The organism is Acinetobacter rathckeae, from assembly GCF_015627125.1.
Taxonomy (GTDB): Bacteria; Pseudomonadota; Gammaproteobacteria; order Pseudomonadales; family Moraxellaceae; genus Acinetobacter; species Acinetobacter rathckeae.
Window position 1 is genome coordinate 183,151 of record NZ_VTDO01000002.1, and the last position, 21,680, is coordinate 204,830.

The following is a 21,680-nucleotide window of genomic DNA, read 5'->3' on the forward strand; positions in this document are numbered from 1 at the left end:
GGAATAGACATGACAAACGTTAAAATTGAAAATGTACGTGTTTTAGACCCTGTAAAGAATACAGACCAAGTTGAAACTGTGTATTTAAAACAAGGTCAGCGTGTTGATTCTTTAGAGCAAATTGACCAAGTGATTGATGGACAAGGGCATTGGCTCATGCCAAGTATGGTCGATTTATGTGCTCGATTACGAGAGCCAGGTCAGCAACAGCATGGCACATTAAAGTCAGAAGGCACAGTGGCACGTCAGCAAGGTATTTTGCATGTGATTACACCACCTGACTCTAAACCGATTGTGCAAGACAATGGCTCACTCATACAAGGCCTGATTGAAAAGGCATGGCAAGATGGCAAAATTCATCTCAACATTATTGGTGCACAAACCCAAGGTTTACAGGGTAAACAGCCTGCAAATATGGCAGGGCTAAAAAAAGGCGGTTGTGCATTTGTCTCTAATGCCAATGCATCATTTTTAGACGATGATGTCTTGTTACGTACTTTGGAGTATGCGGCAGGTTTGGACATGACGGTGGTTTTTTATGCAGAAGAGGCCAATATTGCCAAAGATGGTTGTGTGCATGAAAGCTTTGTAGCCTCACGCCAAGGACTACCGATGATTTCACCTTTGGCGGAAACTGTAGCGATTGCAAAATATTTACTGATGGTTGAAGCCACAGGGGTTAAAGCCCATTTTAGTTTATTGTCTTGTGGTGCATCAGTTGAGCTGATTCGTATTGCAAAAGATAAAGGCTTAAATATTACAGCAGACGTTGCAATGCATCAGTTACATTTAACAGATGAGTTGATTGATGGTTTTAATACGCTCGCACATGTTCGCCCGCCACTGCGTAGCCATAAAGACCAGTTGCAGTTACGTGAAGGGGTGAAATCTGGTGTGATTGATGCGATTTGCACCCATCATGAACCCTTAAGTGCTTCTGCAAAACTTGCACCATTTGCAGAGACAGAAGCGGGTATTTCTGCATTTGATAGCTTTGTGGCACTGGGTGTACAGCTTGTCGCAGAGGGTGTGCTTACGCCGTTACAATGGGCTGAAAAGGTGACCTTTGCACCTGCAAAAGTGGCAAATATGGCAAGCCGTTGGCAACAAGAGTCAGGTTGGGTTTTGGTCAATCCAACACAGACATGGCAACTTGATGCTACAACCATGTTGTCGCAAGGAAAAAATACCCCACTTTTTAAACAAACACTCACGGGGCGAGTGGAAGAAACTTTCTATCGTGTTTAGCCTCTAACCTGATCGAGTACCATCAAATAGATTAAGTTTGATGGTACTTTCATTTTAATACATGGTCTGGTGAAGAATGACTATATTTAACATCAACATTGTAAATTTAAAAAAATACATATAGATAAAAATGAGATTAAGACTGGATTCGTGGTTAAATAAGGTTACAGTATGAAATCATTGATGATTCGACTGTAGACATATGGAAGGTTACGTGCAGGGGGCATAAGAAAAATGATTTGGGCAGTGATTATTATTTTTATTGCAGTGTTTTTTTTGAGCCTCTTTTTATCTTTTTGGAAAATTATTGTATTAACTGTGATTGGTTCAGTGATTGGTGGGCCAATTGGTGGTGTGATTGGGTTTATTTTAGGTCTGTGTATTTCACAATCAGGTAAAGAAAAAGCTAGAATCTCAGGTACGCAAAGAAATAGACAAAATCAGCAATACTATGATGGTGATGTAACCATTAAATGGTTAACTCCGATGGTTCATATGGCCAGTTATTATGCAAAATATCAAGGTCAGCCATGGACTTCGCAAAAAGTCAATTTTGTGAAGTCGATGTTTGAGTCGTACTGCAAAACAGAAGAAGACTATATTTATTTACGAGATACACTGAAACAAAATGATCATGCGATTCAAAGACAAATCCATTTAATTTTACAACAACAGCTCGATTATGACTCTAAATTAGAAGTATTTAAATTATGTGCTCAGGCACTGTATTTAAATGATTTAAACGACCAAATCATGCAGGTTGTATTGACTGATTTAGCAGAAAAGTTATGGCTAAGACAGCAAGATTATCAGGCGATTATTAATTTATTTAAAACACATCATCAACAAGACTTTAATGGTTCGTCATATCGCCAACAAGGCTCAAGTAGTGCTTTAAATATAGCTTACACACGTTTAGGTTTAAGTACGACGGCTACTAAAGAGGAAGTGGTCAAAGCATATCGGGTAAAAATAATGAAATGTCACCCAGATAAAAACCCAAATGCGACAGCAGAGGAAAAAGAGAAACTCACACAACAGTCGATTGAATTACAAGAAGCGAAAGATTTAATTGTTCGACATTTAGAACGTGTTTAGTTGTTCAATTCATCTAGGCAAAGTATAGGTGTTACATGCCTGACGGGCTAAAGCCCACTTATGAGAGGATGAGTAAAAATACTGCACATGATAGATGCATTAACACTAAATAAAAGGAGTAATAAAAATGACTGCAAAACAACTGGCTTATTATGAAGAAAAACTGAATTATGAAATAGATTCTTGGGATTTATTTGTGGCTTTAAATGCTGGCGAAAATATTATTGTTGTAGACGGTAGAAGTATAGAGGCCTATACAAAAGAACATATTCCAAATGCGTTGAATTTACCGCATCGAACGATGTCGGAAGATACGCTTGCTCACTTGTCTAAAGAACCTATATATGTGACGTACTGCGATGGCATAGGTTGTAATGCCTCGACAAAATCTGCATATAAAATGTTGGCTTTAGGATTTAAAGTCAAAGAGCTCATTGGTGGCTTAGACTGGTGGAAAAGAGATGGTTACCAAACCGAAGGTGAAAATGCACAGCAGGCAACATCTTCAGTATTAGATTGTGGTTGCTAGGATTAATTTTTATCATGGTATGACCCTATCTTTTGAAAATTATAGGGTTATATGTATTCACTCAGTATAGGTCATTTGCAGATACTATGATTTTCACTTAGCTAAATAATCGAGTGATGGCAATACACGCAATACATATAAAAATAAGCGGTGAAATATAATGGATCCACTGACCATAATTGGTGGTTTTGCTTTTTAAATAATTCGCAGAAAGTGCTGCAAGCGTATTTACAATGAAGCCACTTAAATTAAAAATAAGCCCATAACATAAAAAGTATAGCCATAGTGGTTGAGCTGTTGGTGAAATAAATTGTGGTAATAAACTAAGAAAAAACAAGCCAATTTTAGGGTTAAGTAAATTAATAAATACCCCATAAATAAAGGGTTTACGGTGTTTGTCTTGAGGTGTTGTATTTACACCGTCTATTTTTCTTGGCCAACTTAGAAAAGCCAAATAGAGTAAATATAAAATGCCAAGTATTGTAATGATGTTGTAGAGGATTGGCACATGATTAAAAATAATAATCAGACCAAAAGAGGTCAGTATCACATAAAATAGTACACCAATTTCAACGGCCAAAGCAGATTGAATACCTGACTTTACACCAGAATGTATACTTTGCTGAATGACAAAGAGCATTGCAGGGCCAGGTGTCAGGTTAATGACTAAAACTGTGATGAGAAAAAAGCAAAAATTGAGATCCATATATTTTTTCTCTATTGATTGACTTCAAGGCCTGCTGGATGACAGGCCTTGAAGTTATACCACTTATTTCTTTTTCATCAGTGCCGTTTCCGGTTGTTTATCTTTTGCATCGTCTTCGGTTTTTTTCGTAGACTTGGCTTTTTTCTTCTTTTTCTTTGGCTTTTCTTCCTCAATTGAACCATCTTCAATTGACTGCCAATAGTTGAGCTGATCCATCACAGCAGCATAAATAGAGCCTTTGGTATATTGGCCTTTTTTATTGAGTACGCCTACAGGTCGTGCCATGAGTATTTCAAGCGCTTGATCAATGGTATCAATGGCATGCACATGAAATTGACCTGATGTAACCGCATCAATCACATCTTGGCGCAACATTAAATGCTGCATGTTTTGACGAGGAATAATTACCCCTTGCTGACCTGTTAAGCCTTGCAGTTTACATGCATCATAAAAGCCTTCAATTTTGGCGTTCACGCCACCAATTGGTTGTACTTGGCCTAATTGGTTCATAGAACCTGTAATTGCCCAAGATTGGTCAAGTGGAATTTGGCTAATTGCAGAAATGAGTGCAGAAAGTTCAGCAACAGTGGCACTGTCGCCATCAACTTGACCGTAACTTTGTTCAAAGGCAAGGGCAGCAGAGAAGTGTAAAATTTGTTCACGACCAAAGTGTGCTTTTAAGAAACTCGACATCAGTAGCACACCTTTGGCATGTAATGAGCCACCAAGCTCTACACTCCGTTCAATATCTAAAATATCGCCACCACCTTGATACACAGATGCAGTTAAACGAGAAGGCAGACCAAACTCAACATCTGCATAGTGGATCACAGACAGAGCATTAATCTGGCCTAAACGGTGACCTTGGGTTTCAATCAGTTGCGTGCCACGTGATAAATCTTGCCAGTATAGTTCACGCAAATAGCCTAAGCGATATTGGCGATGTTGTAAGGCGGTATTAATATGATCTTGTGTCACAGTTTTATCACCTGCTTGTAGGGCATGATGATGTGACTCACGAATTAAGTCGCCAAGCGTTGAGGCATGTAGTGACAATGAACTTTGATCTTCGGCTTGACGGCTTGAGTCTGTAAGTAATGCCACAAGAGCAGAGCGGTCAAATGGCAAGAGTTTGTCTACTTGTACATAGTCGGCAATGAGTTGCATGTAGGCTTGCTCATTGCTTGTATTACGTTCTAGTGTATCTGTAAAGTCAGCTCTAATTTTAAAGACACTGCCAAGCTCAGGTTCTAATTCTAAGATTTCGTAATAGACTTCAGGTTCTGCAAGTAGTACAAGTTTTAATTCAAGTGGAATAGAGGCAGGTTCAATTGAAATACTGCCTGTAAGGGTGAGCATATGTTCAAGTGAAGACAGTTTGAGTTGTCCAGACTTAAGTGCACGTTTTAGCCCTTGCCATGCGTAGGGTTGTTCGAGTAAATGCTCGGCTTCTAAAATTAAAAAACCACCATTGGCACGGTGTAATGCGCCTGCACGAATGAGTGTAAAGTCTGTGGTAATTGTGCCATTTTGCGTGAGTTGTTCAACATGCCCAAGTAGGTTGTAATGTGTTGGGAAGTCTTCAAAAATAACAGGTGCACCTTGGTCTTTTTCATGTGTTACGACCACATTGGCTTGGTAGCGAGAAGGTACGCGGCTAAATTGTGCAGGAATAAAGTCATCTTCTGCTTGTTCAAGCACAGATTCAATATTGTTAATAATATCGGCAGCATAACGCTCAAGATAGTTTTGTAAACCTTCAACATCTTGGAAAGACTTTAAAAGTTTTTCAATGCGAGGAATGACCACATCTTGTGCAATTTCTCGGTTTAAATCTGTCACTTGGTCTCGTGCAACATCCTCAATGTCACCAAGTGCTAGGCCTAAACGCTCAAGCTTTTTGTTCATGCTCCGCACATTTTTAGCAACTTCAGCCCGTTCTTCTTTACTGAGTGCATCAATGTCGTCTTGGGTCATTTCTTGAATTTGACCTTCTTTGTGATGCACTGGAACAAAGCAGTTATCTTCATTTTTAGAGACTAACTTTACGCCAATGGTTTCACCTTCTTTGGTCAATTCAATAAGAGCTTCTTGTTGCTCTTGACCTGTCTTATGACGAATTTTTTCTACAGCATCACTGTATTTTTCAGCACTAAAACGACGTTCAAGTTGTTTTAATGTAGCATGCCAATTTTCATGTAGTTGTGTTTGGAATATGGCTGCTTGAGCTGTTGGAAAACGTAGAGCCAGTGGTTTACGGGCATTTTCAAAGTTATTGACATAGACCCAGTCATTTGGTGTCGGCATAGATTTAGCATGCTGTGACAGCAAGCGTTTAATCATGGTGCGTTTGCCTAAACCTGCTGTACCGACTGCAAAAATGTTATAGCCAGAGTATGGCAATGCAATTCCTGCTTCAACAGAGGCACGTGCACGGTCTTGCCCCAAAAAATTGTTGAGCGGTTTAATGCGTCGTGTAGATGCAGGAATATTAGAAAGTTTAGTGACATGGGTCAGTTTTTCTGGTTTGAGTGCCGTTTTTTTCAGTGTTTTTTCTATGGCAGGTTGATCAAAAGCAGAAGTCATTGTTTGTTTTTGGGGTGTCTTTTTTGTTGCTGCATTTACTGGTAATACTGAATTCATCTGCTATGTTCTATAAGGTCATGGTGGTGTCAAAAGTACAATACGGGGTTTAGCTGAAAAAAGGTATATTTTTTTCATTTAAACCACATTTAGAGTATCAGATTTAGATAAAAAATAATAATTTACTCAGTGCTTATTGCAAGATATTGATTAAAGCGTTTGAATAGCATTTTACGGTTTAATTAAAATAGTAATTGAGATGAATATGCCAAACCAAAATTGGGCCAATGCGTTTCGTAGTTTCTTAGATATTCGTGCGCTCATTATGTTGTTTTTAGGGTTTTCGGCAGGTATTCCTATTCTACTCATTTTTTCTAGTTTGTCTTTGTGGCTCGGTGAGGCTGGCATTAACAAGTCGGCAGTGACTTTTTTTAGTTGGGCTGCGCTTGGTTATTCTTTTAAATTTGTTTGGGCGCCATTGGTTGATGAAATTCCGATCCCATGGTTGAGTGCGAAACTCGGTCGCAGACGAGCATGGTTACTTTTGGCCCAACTGAGTATTATTGGTTCAATTTTAATCATGGCCAATGCAGACCCTGCACAGGGACAGCATGACTTAATTCAGATGGCGATTGGTGCAGTATTACTGGGTTTTTCTGCAGCCACACAAGATATTGTTATTGATGCGTATCGGATTGAGCTTGGCGATCCAAAAATTCAAACGGTACTGGCATCTACTTATAACGCAGGTTATCGTGTAGGCATGATTGTGGCAGGTGCAGGTGCATTATTTTTAGCAAGTTGGTTGGGTACATCGAAAGGAAATTATATTTACAGTGCGTGGCACATGACTTATATGGCAATGGCAGGGGTCATGTTGGTTGGTGTGGTGACAACGTGTGTCATTCATGAACCCAATGTACAACGTGTGCCGAAAGATTATCACGGCCGTGATTATCTACGTTTGGTCATGGTGTTCTCTTTAGCTGTAGCAACATTTGTGCTGAGCTATATTGTATTAAGCCCTGTGTTGAATTACTTAGAGCAAGCGTGGCAGATTAAAGATAATTTTTTACTATTTTTATTAGAAACCATCCGCTTTTTATCTGCTGTGGCGGTTGCACTGGGTGTGGGCACAACATTGGTGAAATGGGGTGCAGTGAAAAAGCAAATGGCTTTAGATATTTGGGTGAGTCCAATCCAAGACTTTTTTGTGCGTTATGGTGTGAAACTGGCATTGTTTTTATTGCTACTGATTGGCTTTTACCGTATCTCTGACATTATTGCAGGGGTGATTTCTAATGTGTTCTACCAAGACTTAAATTTTACCAAAGAAGAAATTGCTAAAGCTGTTAAAGTGTACGGTGTGATTTTTTCATTAATTGGTGGTTTCTTAGGTGGGCTCTTAGCACAGCGTTTTAATGTGATGAAGCTGATGTTTATTGGTGCTATTTTGGCAAGTACAACCAATTTAATGTTTATTGGTTTGGTGAAGTCTGGTCAAGGCTTAGATACTGTGCAAGTGCATATCGCAGGGCAAACCCTGAACGCACAGCCTGATGATGTCGGTTACTGGCAAATATCTGTACCAACCGCATGGCTTGGACAACAAAAAGTATTAGAAGTCACCACGCAATATAAAAATGATCCAAGCAGTGAAGTGACTGCACAGATGCCATTTTTAATGAAAGACCAAGCCAACGCACTGAGCTTATTTCCAATTGCGGGTAATAACATCGTTACAGCATCTCAAGGGCAAGAGGTTGTGGTAAAAGGTCAAATATCAGATGTAAACATTCAAAAAGTTGAGCTTAAATTAGATGCTCAAAGTTATACGGCAAAAATAGATAAAGACGGCATTTTTTCTACTGTTATTGCTAGGAGTGAGCTTGAAACAAGCCCATCTCATGAGGTTAAAGCCATAGGCTATGGTGTAAATGATGAGCCTTTAGCACAGCAACAGTTATTGTATAAAGTAAACCCACAGGCCTCTAAGCTGTCTATAGATTTACAACCTTTAGCACCTGTAGATCATTCATCAACGCATGTGCTTCTACAAGGTAAAGTGATTAAGAGCTATAGTTCAACATGGTTGTATTTTGCAATTATCATTGATAACCTAGCATCAGGGCTTGCAGGCGCAGCCTTTATCGCCTTTTTATCGAGTTTGACCAGTGTCTCTTTTACTGCTGTGCAGTACGCAATCTTTAGTTCATTAATGACGTTAACCCCTAAAATTTTAGGTGGTTATTCAGGCACAATTGTCAGTCATGTTGGATATCCTCAATTTTTTCTCATAACCACGTTGATGGGTATTCCAGTGCTCATTTTAGTGTGGTGGGTTGCTCGATTACTTAGAGCTCATCAAACGAATTAACCGTAAAATAAGGACGTTATTTATGCGAATGTTACATACCATGTTGCGTGTAGGCAACTTAGAGCGCTCTTTGGCTTTTTATACTGAAGTACTTGGTATGACTTTACTTCGTCGCCATGATTTTGAAGAAGGCCGTTTTACTTTGGCTTTTGTCGGCTATGGCGATGAGTCTGATCATACGGTATTAGAGCTGACTTATAACTGGGACACCAGTAGCTACGACCTAGGCAATGCTTATGGCCATATTGCACTGGGTGTTGATAATGCGTATGAAGCATGTGAAGACATTCAACGCCGTGGTGGTGAGATGGTGAGACCTGCAGGACCAATGAAAGGTGGTAAAACGGTCATTGCTTTTGTGAAAGACCCAGATGGTTATTTGGTTGAGTTGATTCAGCAAGACCAATATGCCCGTAGCCAAGACTAAGTTGTAAAAATAGTATTAGCCATGTTCAGCGGAATATTATATAATTTCGCCACTTGTTGTGCTTTGCCCTAGCTTTAGAGGCTTCGGTGAGCCAAAAGAATGGTCTGTTGTCGTGTTAGCCTGCCATAGGCTTTCCTTTTTACTGGTGTGAAAAGAGTGGTTAATTGCGAAAACAGCTTAAGCCTTTCTTCCTTAGGAGTATTGAATATGCGTAATGGTATTCACCCAAACTATACTGCACTTGTTGCAACATGTTCTTGCGGTAACGTTATCGAAACTAAATCTGCAAGCAATAAAGATTCTCTTTATTTAGATATTTGCTCAGCTTGCCACCCATTCTACACTGGTAAGCAAAAAAGCGTTGACACTGGCGGTCGTATTGACAAGTTCAAACAACGTTTCTCTGGTATGTCTCGCACAATTAAGCGTTAATATCCAAAGTAAAAAATGGGCTTCATGCCCATTTTTTTATGTCTATTAAATGTTGGTCATGTGGTCAAGTTTGTCTTGGAAGTATTGACCTTGTAAGTAGCGACAGTCTACGTTCCAAGCATCTGCAAACTCATTCATGTCATTAAGTTCAGGAATGACAAAATCTATCTGCTTAAAATGACTGAACTGCTCTTGAATGTACTGGTGCTGGGTTGTGCTAGATAAAATCTGCTCTACATTAAGAGCTAAAAAGCAAATTTTAGGTTGTAGTTGATTCAGTAGTATAATTTTGTTGTTATTAAAGTTGAAATGTCGCAACCCAATGGCAATATTCATTTGTTTCAGTGTTGCCCATGTTGGGTGTGTTTGTAAATTAAGATGAATAATGTCAAAAGCATTAAACTGTAAGATAATTTTATTTTGATTTAAATTTGGTGTTTGTTGCAATATGCTAGACAAATACGCTGCTAAAGGACTGTCAAGACTGCTGTGATGCAAATTAATGACTATACTTGCATCGGGTGGTGTTTGGGTCATACCACAAAAATAAGATAACGTTTCGCATGCTGCTTTAATACTATTTTGATCGATTTGAATGAGTGATGCTGTATTAATCAGTGGTAACTCATGATCATAACTTAAGTTGTAACTGATACCATTTGCATCTGTATACACAGTAGTGACTTCAAAAATGTGCTGGTTACTGTCATTTTTGTCATACACTTGTTGATATTTTACATGGGTTTGATAGTCACTGCTGGTTGTGAAAGTATCATTGTCGAAAGCGGGTCTTTCATTAAGACTTTCTTCTTGCTCAAAAGACATTTGAGGTATTTGAGGAGGAGGTGAGGCTATTATTGCGGGTTCTATATGCTCGGTTGTATCTTGTACCTGTAGCGTGATCGGCTCTTCTTTCTCAACGAGCTTCAACGTTTGTTGCTCTTTTGTTGCAGTTTCTGGTTGAGCTGGAGGCGTATCATGTTGTTGTACTGCGTTGGTTATTTTTATATGGCTTTGAGCATATAACGCATAAAACTCATCTTCAGTGTGTAAGTGACCACTGAAAACACAATAGCTGAGTTTAAATGGTAAAGAAGATGATTCAAATGATTCACATAATTGGGCAGTAATTTGCACTAGAGGTTTGTCTATTTGTAGAACAGCAACCCATTGAAATGGACCTGCTGTAATAAAATCATCTGAAAAAAACATTTTAATCTGTTTAAGCGCATGATTTAAATGTTGACTAATCTCATTTTGATTACTCAAGATATTGCGATCGATCTCATTTAAGTCCAGCGTTAATCGAACGAATAACTTTTCAACATGCGTGCTATTTTGATTGGAAATAATCTGGTTAATTTGCTCATAGTAATTGAGCGGTTTGGGTTCTTGAGTTTGTACAGTTTGTGGTTGGCCAATTGAAATATGTAGGCTTTCTTGTTCTTGGTCTGAAAATATCTTTAGACTCAGATTTTTATTGTGTAGTACAGGGTTTATTGACTCTATTTCAAAGTGGTAGGTTTGTGCTGAGTTAATATTAATTAATTTGAGTTGTTGTTTAAAATGGTCTGCATCTTTAGGTTGTAATACATCTAAAAGAGGTAGGCCAAAAGCATCGTCTATGTGAAACATCTCTTTAAAGTATTGGTTGGTTTCTATCACAATACCTTCTTGAACCATCATAGATGCATCTTGCATATGCTCAGCAACGGTTTTGACTTGATGCTGGATATTTTCTACATCTCTATCGAGTCGTTGCTTTTCTTGCCATAAATAACTTACCTCAATGGCCTTACTAAAAGTAAATAGTAAATGTTTTGGATGGTTTAAATTGACTTGATCGAAAAAATGGCTATTTAGTGCATAGCGGTTTTGAGTGTGATCTTCATGTTCTAAATGTAAACATGGCAAATAGGGTTGCTTCGAATTTTTAATTAAATCAAATAGTTCTTTTTGGTCAAAGTCATATGCTTTGCTGTAAAAAATAATATCCCATGTTTTTTTGATGTGCTTTTGCAGGCTAAACAAGTCATCTAGTAATACTGCATTCACTGTATGACCTTGAGCTTGGAAGACTTCCATAAGGCGATTGTACTTAATTTGATTATCATCAATAACAATCACACGTATACTTTCGATTCGAACAAGATCCATCATGCTACACATCTCATAAATCCACACTTTTTAGTAATTTATCATACCCTGAAATAAGGTAATTAAATTTCTTTTGATCTTCAATGGTTAATAGGTCAAAGTTACAAAGAATAAAACTTGGGTTTTCTAGCTCTTTGTGACCTATATAAACAGAAATGGTTTGGTTGGTGATATAGAGTTGTAATCTCTTTTGAGTTGATAGCGTGTCTAGAATTGGCATGGCCAAAAAAAAGCATGGTTGATCTAAAATGTCTTTTTTTAATAACAGTGCAGGGTTGTAAATATATTTCTCTAGTATTGTATTGTATTGTTGTATATAGCATAAAGTGATGTTTTGAGATAAAACTTCAACTCCAAATTCTAAGTCTTTATTGGGGAGTTGTTTAACCCAACGAATCAACCCGCATCGCCAAGGGCTTTGGCTATTTTCTTGTACTGCTAAGAACTCACCTGCATGTAAGTGTTGAGGAGGGGTGCCTTGCCAGCGTATACGGTAGCCATTTACACTCACATCTAAAATATGACAGGTATAGATATTTTCGTCAAAATCTAAGTTACTACTAGAAAGTACATCTTTGGGGGTAATATAAAGTGGTTTTGTGGTATTTTTGGTATATCTTGCCTGTTTTTTTAAGGTGTTTTGATGTTTTAAGATAGTCTGTGCAAGTCGATAGTGTACAGATTTTAAGCCAAAACAGACTTGAATACTTGAAGTAAAGTTATATCGTTTATAACGCCGTTCAGAGGACTGATTGAGGGTGTTGATGATATGGAAAACGAGAGAGCTATTGAGATATAGCTGCTCTTTCATAGACAGATCACGCTTTGTTGGTGCATTGGCAAGTTGTACCCGTTGCAACAAGTCATTAACATTAATATAAAAACAGCCCTTATCATCGATATTTGTGTGGTGATCTATGATTAATATAGGAGGGAGATCTGTTTGGTGGTCTATGACATAACGTGATAAATGCTCTTTTTTAGTGGTTACGTGCAGTAGATGTGCCCATTCGGAACTACATTGGTATAGTGCGTAGGTTTCGCTAGGTCTGACTTGCTGTGTATTGAGTAAATGTAGTAGTAATATTTGCTTGTATAAAATAGAAATACTATTAATTTCACTTTGGCTACAAATACAGTCTTGTAAGTGATAAACCTCTACATTTTCGTATTGATGCTGATATGCAAGCCAGTAAAGACGATGCGTATGTTGCCATTGTTCTTTAAGTGCACCTCTATAAAGCATGTGTTGGTGGCATGTGAGTAGGCTAAATTGTTCTAATGCAAGGTAGCAGGCATACCATGAAAAGGTATTTTGCTTTTTACGAATAAAATAACTTTTTACTGAGAGTGAGGTGCTTTTAACTTCATCTCGGAGTGCATAAAAAATATCTGAATATAAATACGCCATGTAACAGCGAAAAGATTCAATCAGATCTAATATGCCTTCTTTGTGAAGTGAGTTGTAAATTGATTCATCTTTAATTAAAGTCTTTAGATACTCGATCATTTGATCGATGGGGTGGTGTATGGTTTGTACAAGTGTGAATTTTAAGCAAGGCTGTACTTTAAGCTCAGAAAGTTCTATTAGGGCATTGAGTAAAGATTTTGAGCGATCACCCATTGGATCATCAGAAATAGTATAAATCCATATTTTTAAGCTACTGGTGCTTGTTTCACAGAAGCTAAGCGCAGATCTGTTATAAGATCTACACTGTGTAAAAATATTTACAGGAATAAATTGCTCTGTGGTCATAGAAGTTACCCAATATGATTAAACTGAGTCACGATAGGTGTTTTGTTTTTCTCACCTGCGATTTCTCGTACGAGTTTAGGTACTAGATAGCCTGGTAATTGGGCCAGTAGCTCGTTGTATAGGGTTGTAACATGATCTTGGCTTAAATCAAAATGCTGTGCACCTTTAACTTTATCGAGTACATGTAAATAATAGGGCATGACCCCAGACTCAAATAATCTATAGCTTAAATCTTGTAGTGTTTTTGCAGTGTCATTTACACCTTTAAGCAACACAGATTGATTCAGCAAGGTTACCTGATGTTGTTGTAGTTGTTTTAAATAGTGTTGCGTGGTGTGGTCAATTTCATTGGCATGGTTGGCATGAATCACCAAAATGATTTTTAAACGACTAGTTGCAAGCGTGTGTATTAGCTCTTCATCTAAGCGTTCTGGAATAACAATAGGCACACGAGAGTGTATACGTAAAAATTTAATTTGTGGTAAAGATGCAATCCGTTCAAGCCACGTATGTAGTTTCTGATTAGATAGTGTGAGAGGGTCGCCACCACTTAAAATCACCTCATTGATCTGTGGTTGGCTTTCAATGTATTTCTTTATCTCTAGCCAATCTTTATTTTTGGGTAAATTTTCTTGGTATGGAAAATGTCTGCGGAAGCAATAACGGCAATGTATAGCACATGCCCCTGTGAGGGTTAGTAAAAAACGTGATTCATACTTGTGTAATACCCCTGGTAGTTGGGTGGCTGCTTCTTCGCCTAAGGGGTCTGTGACAAAACCGTCGTGCTCATCTAGTTCTAAATGATGTGGTAAAACTTGTAACAGCAGAGGGTCTAAAGGATTTTCTTGACTCATTTTTTCTACAAAAGAGCGCGGCACACGGAGTTTAAACTGTTGAGATGCCAGTATTGCACCTGATAATAATTCATCTGGTGAGAGTGAAAGTAGGTCTAGGAGCTCATGAGGGTCTGTAATTAAGTCATTCAGTTGACTTTTCCAGTTTTGCTCACGGTACAAATAGTTTATCATGCCATCTGTTAAAAATAATGCTAGTCTAGCATTAATCGATTTAAGTTAGTAAGTTCGGAGCGTGCCAGTCATGGCCAATTATTCTACAAATGAGTTTAAGCAAGGCCTCAAAGTCATGCTTGATGGTAATCCTTGTTCAATTACAGAAAATGAATACGTAAAACCGGGTAAGGGTCAAGCCTTTAACCGTGTGAAGTTACGTAATTTACGTACAGGTAAAATTTTAGAGAAAACATTCAAATCGAATGAATCTTTAGAAGGTGCAGACATTGTTGAAGTAGAAATGGACTACTTATACAACGATGGTGAAATGTGGCACTTTATGGATCCTGCATCATTTGAGCAAATCGCTGCAGATAAAACTGCAATGGGCGATGCTGCGAAATGGTTAAAAGATGATTCAAACGAAAAATGTTCAATCATGTTGTTTAACGGCGTACCATTAAACGTGAGTGCACCAAACTTCGTGATTTTAAAAATCGTTGAAACTGATCCAGGTGTAAAAGGTGATACTGCTGGTACAGGCGGTAAGCCAGCAACACTTGAAACAGGTGCAGTGGTTCGTGTTCCTTTATTTGTGCAACAAGAAGAAAGCATTCGTGTAGATACACGTACAGGCGATTATTTAGAGCGTGCATAATAAAAATGATATGGTATGCACAAGCATATTGTATTTGATTTAAATAAAGGGTCTTATTATTTTAAGACCCTTTATTTATCTATAACTGATTAAAAATATGTATGTTGTCATCAAAAAACTGCATATTTGTATGAAAATAAAGATATATCAAAAGTTGTTTAATATAAAAAAGGGTAGGCTATGTCTCGTCACTCACATCACGAAGAAAATCATTATACAGAACGATCAGGTTGGTTGAGGGCTGCAGTTTTAGGGGCAAATGATGGCATTATTTCTGTGACCAGTTTAGTGGTGGGTATGGCGGCAAGTGGTGCAGCTTCTAATACACTATTGGTGACCTGTGTGGCGGGTGTGATCGCAGGTGCTGTGTCTATGGCTGCAGGTGAGTATATTTCTGTAAAGTCACAACAGGACATTGAAGATGCTGACTTACGTATGGAAGCTGAAAGTTTACATTTAAGCCCAGATTTAGAACTACTTGAATTAACAAAAATTTATATTCATCGCGGTTTAGACCATGAGCTGGCCTTTCAAGTTGCACAGCAGCTGACAGCACATAATGCATTGGCCGCACATGCACGTGATGAAATTGGTATTAATGAGGAAACGGCAGCACAGCCACTTCTTGCAGCCGCTGCGTCGGCCATTTCCTTTATATTGGGGGGGCTTTTCCCACTCCTTGCTATTTTGTTACTGCCACACCATGTTTTAGAGTACGGCATTATTGTTGTTGGGGTACTGTCTTTAGGTTTACTGGGTGCAATTGCAAGTTATGCAGGGGGAAGCCCAATCATTAAAGGTGTGGTTCGTGTCATGCTATGGGGTGTTGTGGCTATGTTATTTACATTTTGGATTGGTAGTTTATTTAATGTGCCAACATGAGAAAAGAATACTTGTGAAATGCATTTTGTATGTTTTGAATATTTAGTCTAAATGACCTATCTAGAGGTTTTTTTAATTTTTGGTAAAATTTATTTCATAACTTATTGTATTGATTTAAATTATGTTTTTAATAATCTAAAGTGCTTTTTTATGCTTTGTTGTATTTTTGTGTTAGAGTCCTTGCCTGCAAAGTTAGCTTAATGTTTATCACAAAGTGATTTAGGCAATGTAAAGAGCTATCGTTCTTTTTAATTTAATACAGGGGTGTTTAGTGCAAACAGCAACTGATAAAAGTAATGAAGTGGGGCTTGATGATATTAATATTGTCGAAAGTGCCAAAACTAAAAAAGCAATTACAGCAGCGGCTTTAGGTAATACTATTGAATGGTTTGACTTTGGCGTATATGGCTATGTCGCATATGTATTAGGAAAAGTTTTTTTTCCTAATACATCTCCAAGCCTTCAGCTTATTGCAACGCTGGCTGCGTTTTCTATTCCTTTCGTATTCCGTCCTCTAGGCGGTATTATCTTTGGTTTCTTGGGTGATAAATACGGTCGTAAACATATCCTTGCAATTACGATTATGATTATGACACTAAGTACCTGTGGTATTGGTCTTATTCCAAGTTATGACAGTATTGGTATCTGGGCACCTATTTTATTGCTTCTTGTAAAAATTGCACAGGGTATATCTGTGGGTGGGGAATATTCTGGTGCTGCGATTTTTGTTGCAGAGTATTCTTCAGACCGTAAGCGTGGTTTTATGGCAAGTTGGTTGGACTTTGGTTCAATTGCAGGGTTTCTGATAGGGGCAGGTACCGTTTCATTGATCAGCTCAATGGTTGGTGAAAGTAGCTTTGCGGAGTGGGGCTGGCGTATTCCATTTTTACTGTCTTTGCCATTGGGTTTAGTCGGCATGTATTTGCGTAATGCATTGGAAGAAACACCTGCATATAAAAAGGCCACTGAAAATGCAGAAAAGAAAATTCCTTTTCGTGAGATTTTAACGACACATAAGCGTAGTCTTTGGGTGTGTGTTGGTATTGTTATGAGCACTGATGTTGTTTATTACATGCTACTGACGTATTTGCCAAGTTACTTTACGCATAACTTACATTATCCAAGTGACCGTGGTGAGATGGTTACCATTAGTGTAATGTTTGGTATGCTATTTTTACAGCTACTTATTGGGTGGTTAAGTGATAAAGTTGGTCGTCGCCCGTTTATCTTTGCAGGTAGTTTTTCATTAATTTTCTTGTCATACCCAGCATTTATGCTGCTGACCTCTGGTGTCGAATCTTTAATGTTTGCAGGGCTCTTTATTTTAGCACTTTCTGTGAATATGTTATTGGGGATTATGGCCGCAACTATTCCTGCATTATTTCCAACGAATATTCGATATTCGGCACTGGCCGCTGCATTTAATATTTCAATTGTATTTGCAGGTCTAACACCAGCAATCACAGCAATGTTGGTTGAATATACGGGTAATTTGATGATTCCTGCCTATTATTTGATTGTTTTTGGTTTTGTTGGTTTGATCACGGCATTTTACTTTAAAGAAACAGCAAATAAACCACTATACGGTACAGCACCGATTGCAGAGAGCAAACAAGAAGCCAAAGAACTCTTGGATGTTTTTCATGAAAATATTGAGGAAAAAGTTCAAAAAATCGATGCAAGAATGGATGAGTTAAGTCAAAAACGTGAAACGTTAGTGGCTCAGCATCCTGAATTAAAATAGTATATTGATGATATAAATATTTTAATCGATCTCATTTACAAATAGATGAGATCGGTTTTTATTTGGTGGTAGGTTAGGATTATCTTTATTAATTTTAAGAATTTTTTACATATCCTTTCGATTATGCTGGTTTGAGCTAGCTCAATAGACGAATAAGCAGTATTATAACGCTCTCTCTAAGTCACATTGCGGTAAGTGCGAAGACTTACCCGTGGAGCCAAAATCAACATGTTTATCGTGGCCGGTGCGAAAGCACATTCTACTTTCAAAAAAACGCAACTATTATCACGCTTATCGTCTTTTAGTGCCGTTCAATCTATAGAAAGCCAGTGGGTTTATCTGTTCGATCAATCGCTCAACGAGCAAGAACTTCATGCAGCACAACGCTTGCTTAACGATGGTGTGAGTTTTACGCTATCACAAGCCGTAAGTGATGAAGTTCAAATTCTCGTTACACCTCGGGTGGGTACAATTTCACCGTGGTCTTCAAAAGCTACCGATATTTTTAAAAACTGTAATACACCAATCCATCGTATAGAACGTGGTGTGCTATATACACTTAAAGGTATTTCATCGGTTAGCCAAGAACTTAAATTGGCATTACATGACCGCATGACCGAAAATGTTTTTGATCAAATTGATGATGCAAAAGCACTTTTCACTGAAACACAACCAAAACCACTCAATACCATTGATATTTTAAACCAAGGTAAATCTGCTTTGGTGGAAGCAAACCAAAGCTTTGGTTTTGCATTGTCAGACGAAGAAATTGACTACTTGGTTGAGGCGTTCACTAAGCTACAACGTAATCCAAATGACATTGAATTGATGATGTTTGCTCAAGCTAACTCTGAGCATTGCCGTCATAAAATCTTTAATGCGGAATGGACGATTGATGGTGAAAAACAACCATTGTCATTGTTCAAAATGATTAAAAATACTTACAAAGAATCACCAGATCATGTTTTGTCTGCATATAAAGACAATGCATCAGTGATTGTAGGACATGACACAGTTCGTTTTTATCCGAAACAAGATGAACAAGGCCACTATAGCTATAAGTATAAAAGCCAAGCTGCTCATATCTTAATGAAAGTGGAAACACATAACCACCCAACGGCCATTTCACCATTTGCAGGTGCTGCGACAGGGTCAGGTGGTGAAATTCGTGATGAAGGTGCAACAGGTCGTGGTGGTAAGCCCAAAGCTGGCTTAACAGGCTTTACGGTATCTAACTTGAATATTCCTGGTTTTGAACAGCCATGGGAAGTGAAGTATGGTAAGCCATCACGTATGGCATCGCCACTACAAATTATGATTGAAGGCCCACTTGGTGGTGCTGCGTTTAATAACGAATTTGGTCGTCCAAACTTAAATGGTTATTTCCGTACTTTTGAGCAAGAAGTACATGGCGACGTTAAAGGTTTCCATAAACCAATTATGCTTGCAGGTGGTTACGGTAATATTCGCCCAGACCATGTAGAAAAAGATCCAATCCAACCGGGTGATTTACTTATTGTGCTCGGTGGCCCTGCCATGTTAATTGGTTTGGGCGGTGGTGCGGCTTCATCTGTAGATAGCGGTACAATGGGTGAAAGCCTAGATTTTGCTTCAGTACAACGTGAAAACCCAGAAATGGAACGCCGTTGCCAAGAAGTGATTGATACCTGCTGGCGTTTAGAAAATGAGAACCCAATTGTATCGATACATGATGTTGGTGCAGGCGGTGTATCAAATGCCATGCCTGAATTAGTCAATGATCATGAGCTTGGTGCAGTACTGAACTTACGTAAAATTCCATCGTTAGAGCCAGGTATGTCTCCGATGGAAATTTGGTCAAATGAGGCACAAGAGCGTTATGTGTTGGCCATTCACCCAGAAAGTCTGGCACAGTTTGAAGCCATTTGTGAGCGTGAGCGTTGTCCGTTTGCTGTATTGGGTGAAGCAACTGAAGCACGTCACTTAACGGTAGAAGATCCATTATTTGAAAATAATGCAGTAGATATGCCAATGCAAGTGTTGCTTGGTGGTACGCCACGTATGCAACGCTCGTATGAGACTAAACCACGTCAGGGTACAACATTTGATACCACAAAAATTGATCTAAAAGATGCTATTTTCCGTGTATTGAAAAATCCAACAGTGGCATCTAAGTCATTCTTAATCACCATTGGTGACCGTTCAATTACGGGGATGGTGGCACGAGATCAAATGGTGGGTCGTTGGCAAGTGCCTGTTGCAGATGCTGCAGTGACCACAACAAGCTTACAAGGTTATGTTGGTGAAGCCATGGCTTTGGGTGAACGTCCACCTGTTGCCTTATTAAACCCTGCAGCATCAGCACGTTTGGCAGTAGCTGAGGCACTGACCAATATTGCATCTGCAGATATTGCAAAACTAGGTGATGTGAAACTTTCTGCTAACTGGATGGCTGCTGCAGGTCAAGCAGGTGAAGATCAGGCCCTGTTTGAAGCGGTAAAAACCATTGGTATGGACATTTGCCCTGCGTTAGGTATTGCAATTCCTGTGGGTAAAGACTCACTGTCTATGCGTACCACGTGGCAAGATGAGGGTGTAGATAAATCTGTCACTTCTCCAATGTCTTTAGTGATTACTGCATTTGCTCCTGTATCTGACGTGCGTAAAACACTAACACCTGAGTTAAAAGCACTTGAAGAAAGTGTGTTGGTTCGTATAGATCTTTCTAAAGGTCAACACCGTATTGGTGCGTCTATTTTGACGCAAGTGTATAAAGCACTCGGTACAACCGCACCAGATGTAGATAGCTTTGACGATGTAAAAGCATTCTTTGCACTTATTCAAGACTGGAACCAACGTGGCTTAATTCATGCTTACCATGATATTGGTGATGGTGGTTTGTTGGCAACGGTGAGTGAAATGATGTTTGCTTCACGCCTTGGGGTGAAGTTAGAGCAGCAAAGCATTGAAAGCTTATTTGCTGAAGAAATTGGTGCTGTGGTGCAATTAACGCAAGCAAATTGGAATATTTTGAGTCACGAACTTGCAGATAGCGTATTGAAAGATGCAGTATCTGTGGTAGGTACAGTGAATAATACCGACCAATTGGTTGTAAATGGCTTAACGCTTACACGTACTGAATTACAACAGGCATGGTCAGAAGTGTCTCACCAAATTCAACGTTTACGTGATAACTCTGAAACAGCAGATCAAGAGTATGCATTAATTGCAGATCAAGCGCATAAAGGTTTAATTGCCGAGCCAACGTTTGATCTAAACGAAGACATTGAAGCACCATATTTAAACTTACGCCGTCCAAATATGGCCATCTTGCGTGAGCAAGGGGTGAATGGTCATGTAGAAATGGCTGCTGCCTTTGATAAAGTTGGCTTCAATAGTATTGATGTTCACATGAGTGATTTACTCGCAGGTCGAGTGAGCCTAGAAGACTTTGAAGGCTTAGTGGCATGTGGTGGCTTCTCGTATGGTGACGTACTTGGTGCAGGTGGCGGTTGGGCAAAATCTGTATTATTTAATGACAAGTTACGTGACCAGTTCGAGCGATTCTTTACTCGTAAAGAAACATTCAGCTTAGGTATTTGTAATGGTTGTCAAATGTTGTCACAACTTGCACCTCTTATTCCGGGTGCTGAGGCATGGCCACGTTTCCACCGTAACACCAGTGAAGTGTTTGAAGCACGTAGTGTGAATGTGGCGATTGAAAAGTCAAACTCTGTATTGCTACAAGATATGCAAGGTTCAATTTTACCAATTGCTGTCGCACATGGTGAAGGGCGTGTAGTAACGACTGATGCACATCTGGCCCAGTTAAATAGCAATGACCAAGTGATTTTACGTTATGTAGACAGTCATGGGCAGGCAACACAGCACTATCCAATGAACCCGAATGGTTCACCGCAAGCGATTGCTGGGGTAACGTCTGAAGATGGTCGTGCAACAATTATGATGCCACACCCTGAGCGTAACTTCCGTGCGATCCAACACTCTTGGTCACCAGAGTCTTGGGATAATGATGGTGCATGGTTACGTATGTTCCGTAATGCACGTAAATTTGTAAACTAAGTTTTGTTGTA

General features: G+C 38.9%; 15 protein-coding genes. 10 read left to right on the forward strand and 5 right to left on the reverse strand.

The window, feature by feature from the left end:
• Positions 1-9: 9 nt before the first annotated feature.
• The 3 genes from I2F31_RS04325 to I2F31_RS04335 all read left to right on the forward strand — a co-directional run bounded on the left by I2F31_RS04325 (position 10) and on the right by I2F31_RS04335 (position 2,875).
• Complete coding sequence (locus tag I2F31_RS04325) at positions 10-1,248, forward strand: dihydroorotase (RefSeq protein WP_195773506.1); 1,239 nt, start codon at positions 10-12, stop codon at positions 1,246-1,248.
• 234 nt (positions 1,249-1,482) lie between these two features.
• The gene (locus I2F31_RS04330) at positions 1,483-2,346 is read left to right on the forward strand and encodes a DnaJ domain-containing protein (RefSeq protein ID WP_195768304.1); all 864 of its coding nucleotides are present in this window, start codon (positions 1,483-1,485) and stop codon (positions 2,344-2,346) included.
• 127 nt (positions 2,347-2,473) lie between these two features.
• Positions 2,474-2,875 (forward strand): rhodanese-like domain-containing protein, encoded by a 402-nt coding sequence (locus I2F31_RS04335; protein ID WP_195768305.1) that lies wholly within the window; start codon positions 2,474-2,476, stop codon positions 2,873-2,875.
• 97 nt (positions 2,876-2,972) lie between these two features.
• Here the strand turns inward: I2F31_RS04335 and I2F31_RS04340 are convergent, their stop codons facing one another.
• Both I2F31_RS04340 and I2F31_RS04345 read right to left on the reverse strand, forming a co-directional pair.
• Positions 2,973-3,581, reverse strand: a complete 609-nt coding sequence (locus I2F31_RS04340; protein WP_195773507.1) for a LysE family translocator — start codon at positions 3,579-3,581, stop codon at positions 2,973-2,975.
• 63 nt (positions 3,582-3,644) lie between these two features.
• Positions 3,645-6,224: a Lon protease family protein gene (locus I2F31_RS04345; RefSeq protein WP_195768307.1), complete on the reverse strand. Its 2,580-nt coding sequence runs from the start codon at positions 6,222-6,224 to the stop codon at positions 3,645-3,647.
• Between the two features lie 199 nt (positions 6,225-6,423).
• Between I2F31_RS04345 and I2F31_RS04350 the strand changes: the two genes are divergently transcribed.
• The 3 genes from I2F31_RS04350 to rpmE all read left to right on the forward strand — a co-directional run bounded on the left by I2F31_RS04350 (position 6,424) and on the right by rpmE (position 9,400).
• Positions 6,424-8,541, forward strand: coding sequence for an AmpG family muropeptide MFS transporter (locus I2F31_RS04350; RefSeq protein WP_195768308.1), 2,118 nt, complete (start codon positions 6,424-6,426; stop codon positions 8,539-8,541).
• A 22-nt stretch (positions 8,542-8,563) separates the two neighbouring features.
• A complete protein-coding gene (gene gloA, locus I2F31_RS04355) occupies positions 8,564-8,968 on the forward strand; it encodes a lactoylglutathione lyase (RefSeq protein ID WP_195768309.1) in 405 nt (134 codons plus the stop codon).
• Positions 8,969-9,175: 207 nt separating this feature from the next.
• Positions 9,176-9,400 (forward strand): 50S ribosomal protein L31, encoded by a 225-nt coding sequence (rpmE, locus tag I2F31_RS04360; protein ID WP_195768310.1) that lies wholly within the window; start codon positions 9,176-9,178, stop codon positions 9,398-9,400.
• 45 nt (positions 9,401-9,445) lie between these two features.
• On the opposite strand, the gene I2F31_RS04365 is transcribed toward rpmE, so the two are convergent.
• The 3 genes from I2F31_RS04365 to epmB are packed head-to-tail and all read right to left on the reverse strand — an operon-like array spanning position 9,446 to position 14,341.
• Positions 9,446-11,560 carry an EAL domain-containing protein gene (locus I2F31_RS04365; RefSeq protein ID WP_195768311.1) on the reverse strand — a complete coding sequence of 705 codons (2,115 nt, stop codon included), beginning with the start codon at positions 11,558-11,560 and terminating at the stop codon, positions 9,446-9,448.
• A gap of 10 nt (positions 11,561-11,570) precedes the next feature.
• Positions 11,571-13,313, reverse strand: a complete 1,743-nt coding sequence (locus I2F31_RS04370; RefSeq protein ID WP_195768312.1) for a hypothetical protein — start codon at positions 13,311-13,313, stop codon at positions 11,571-11,573.
• A 5-nt stretch (positions 13,314-13,318) separates the two neighbouring features.
• Positions 13,319-14,341 (reverse strand): EF-P beta-lysylation protein EpmB, encoded by a 1,023-nt coding sequence (gene epmB / locus I2F31_RS04375; RefSeq protein WP_195768313.1) that lies wholly within the window; start codon positions 14,339-14,341, stop codon positions 13,319-13,321.
• Between the two features lie 70 nt (positions 14,342-14,411).
• On the opposite strand from epmB, the gene efp reads away from it, so the two are divergent.
• From efp to purL, 4 genes are all read left to right on the forward strand, one after another.
• Complete coding sequence (gene efp / locus I2F31_RS04380; protein WP_195768314.1) at positions 14,412-14,981, forward strand: elongation factor P; 570 nt, start codon at positions 14,412-14,414, stop codon at positions 14,979-14,981.
• A gap of 180 nt (positions 14,982-15,161) precedes the next feature.
• Entirely contained in the window at positions 15,162-15,863 is a 702-nt protein-coding gene (locus tag I2F31_RS04385) for a VIT1/CCC1 transporter family protein (RefSeq protein WP_195768315.1), read from the forward strand.
• A 271-nt stretch (positions 15,864-16,134) separates the two neighbouring features.
• Positions 16,135-17,607, forward strand: coding sequence for a glycine betaine/L-proline transporter ProP (gene proP / locus I2F31_RS04390; RefSeq protein ID WP_195768316.1), 1,473 nt, complete (start codon positions 16,135-16,137; stop codon positions 17,605-17,607).
• Between the two features lie 228 nt (positions 17,608-17,835).
• The gene (purL, locus tag I2F31_RS04395; RefSeq protein ID WP_195768317.1) at positions 17,836-21,669 is read left to right on the forward strand and encodes a phosphoribosylformylglycinamidine synthase; all 3,834 of its coding nucleotides are present in this window, start codon (positions 17,836-17,838) and stop codon (positions 21,667-21,669) included.
• Positions 21,670-21,680 lie beyond the last annotated feature (11 nt).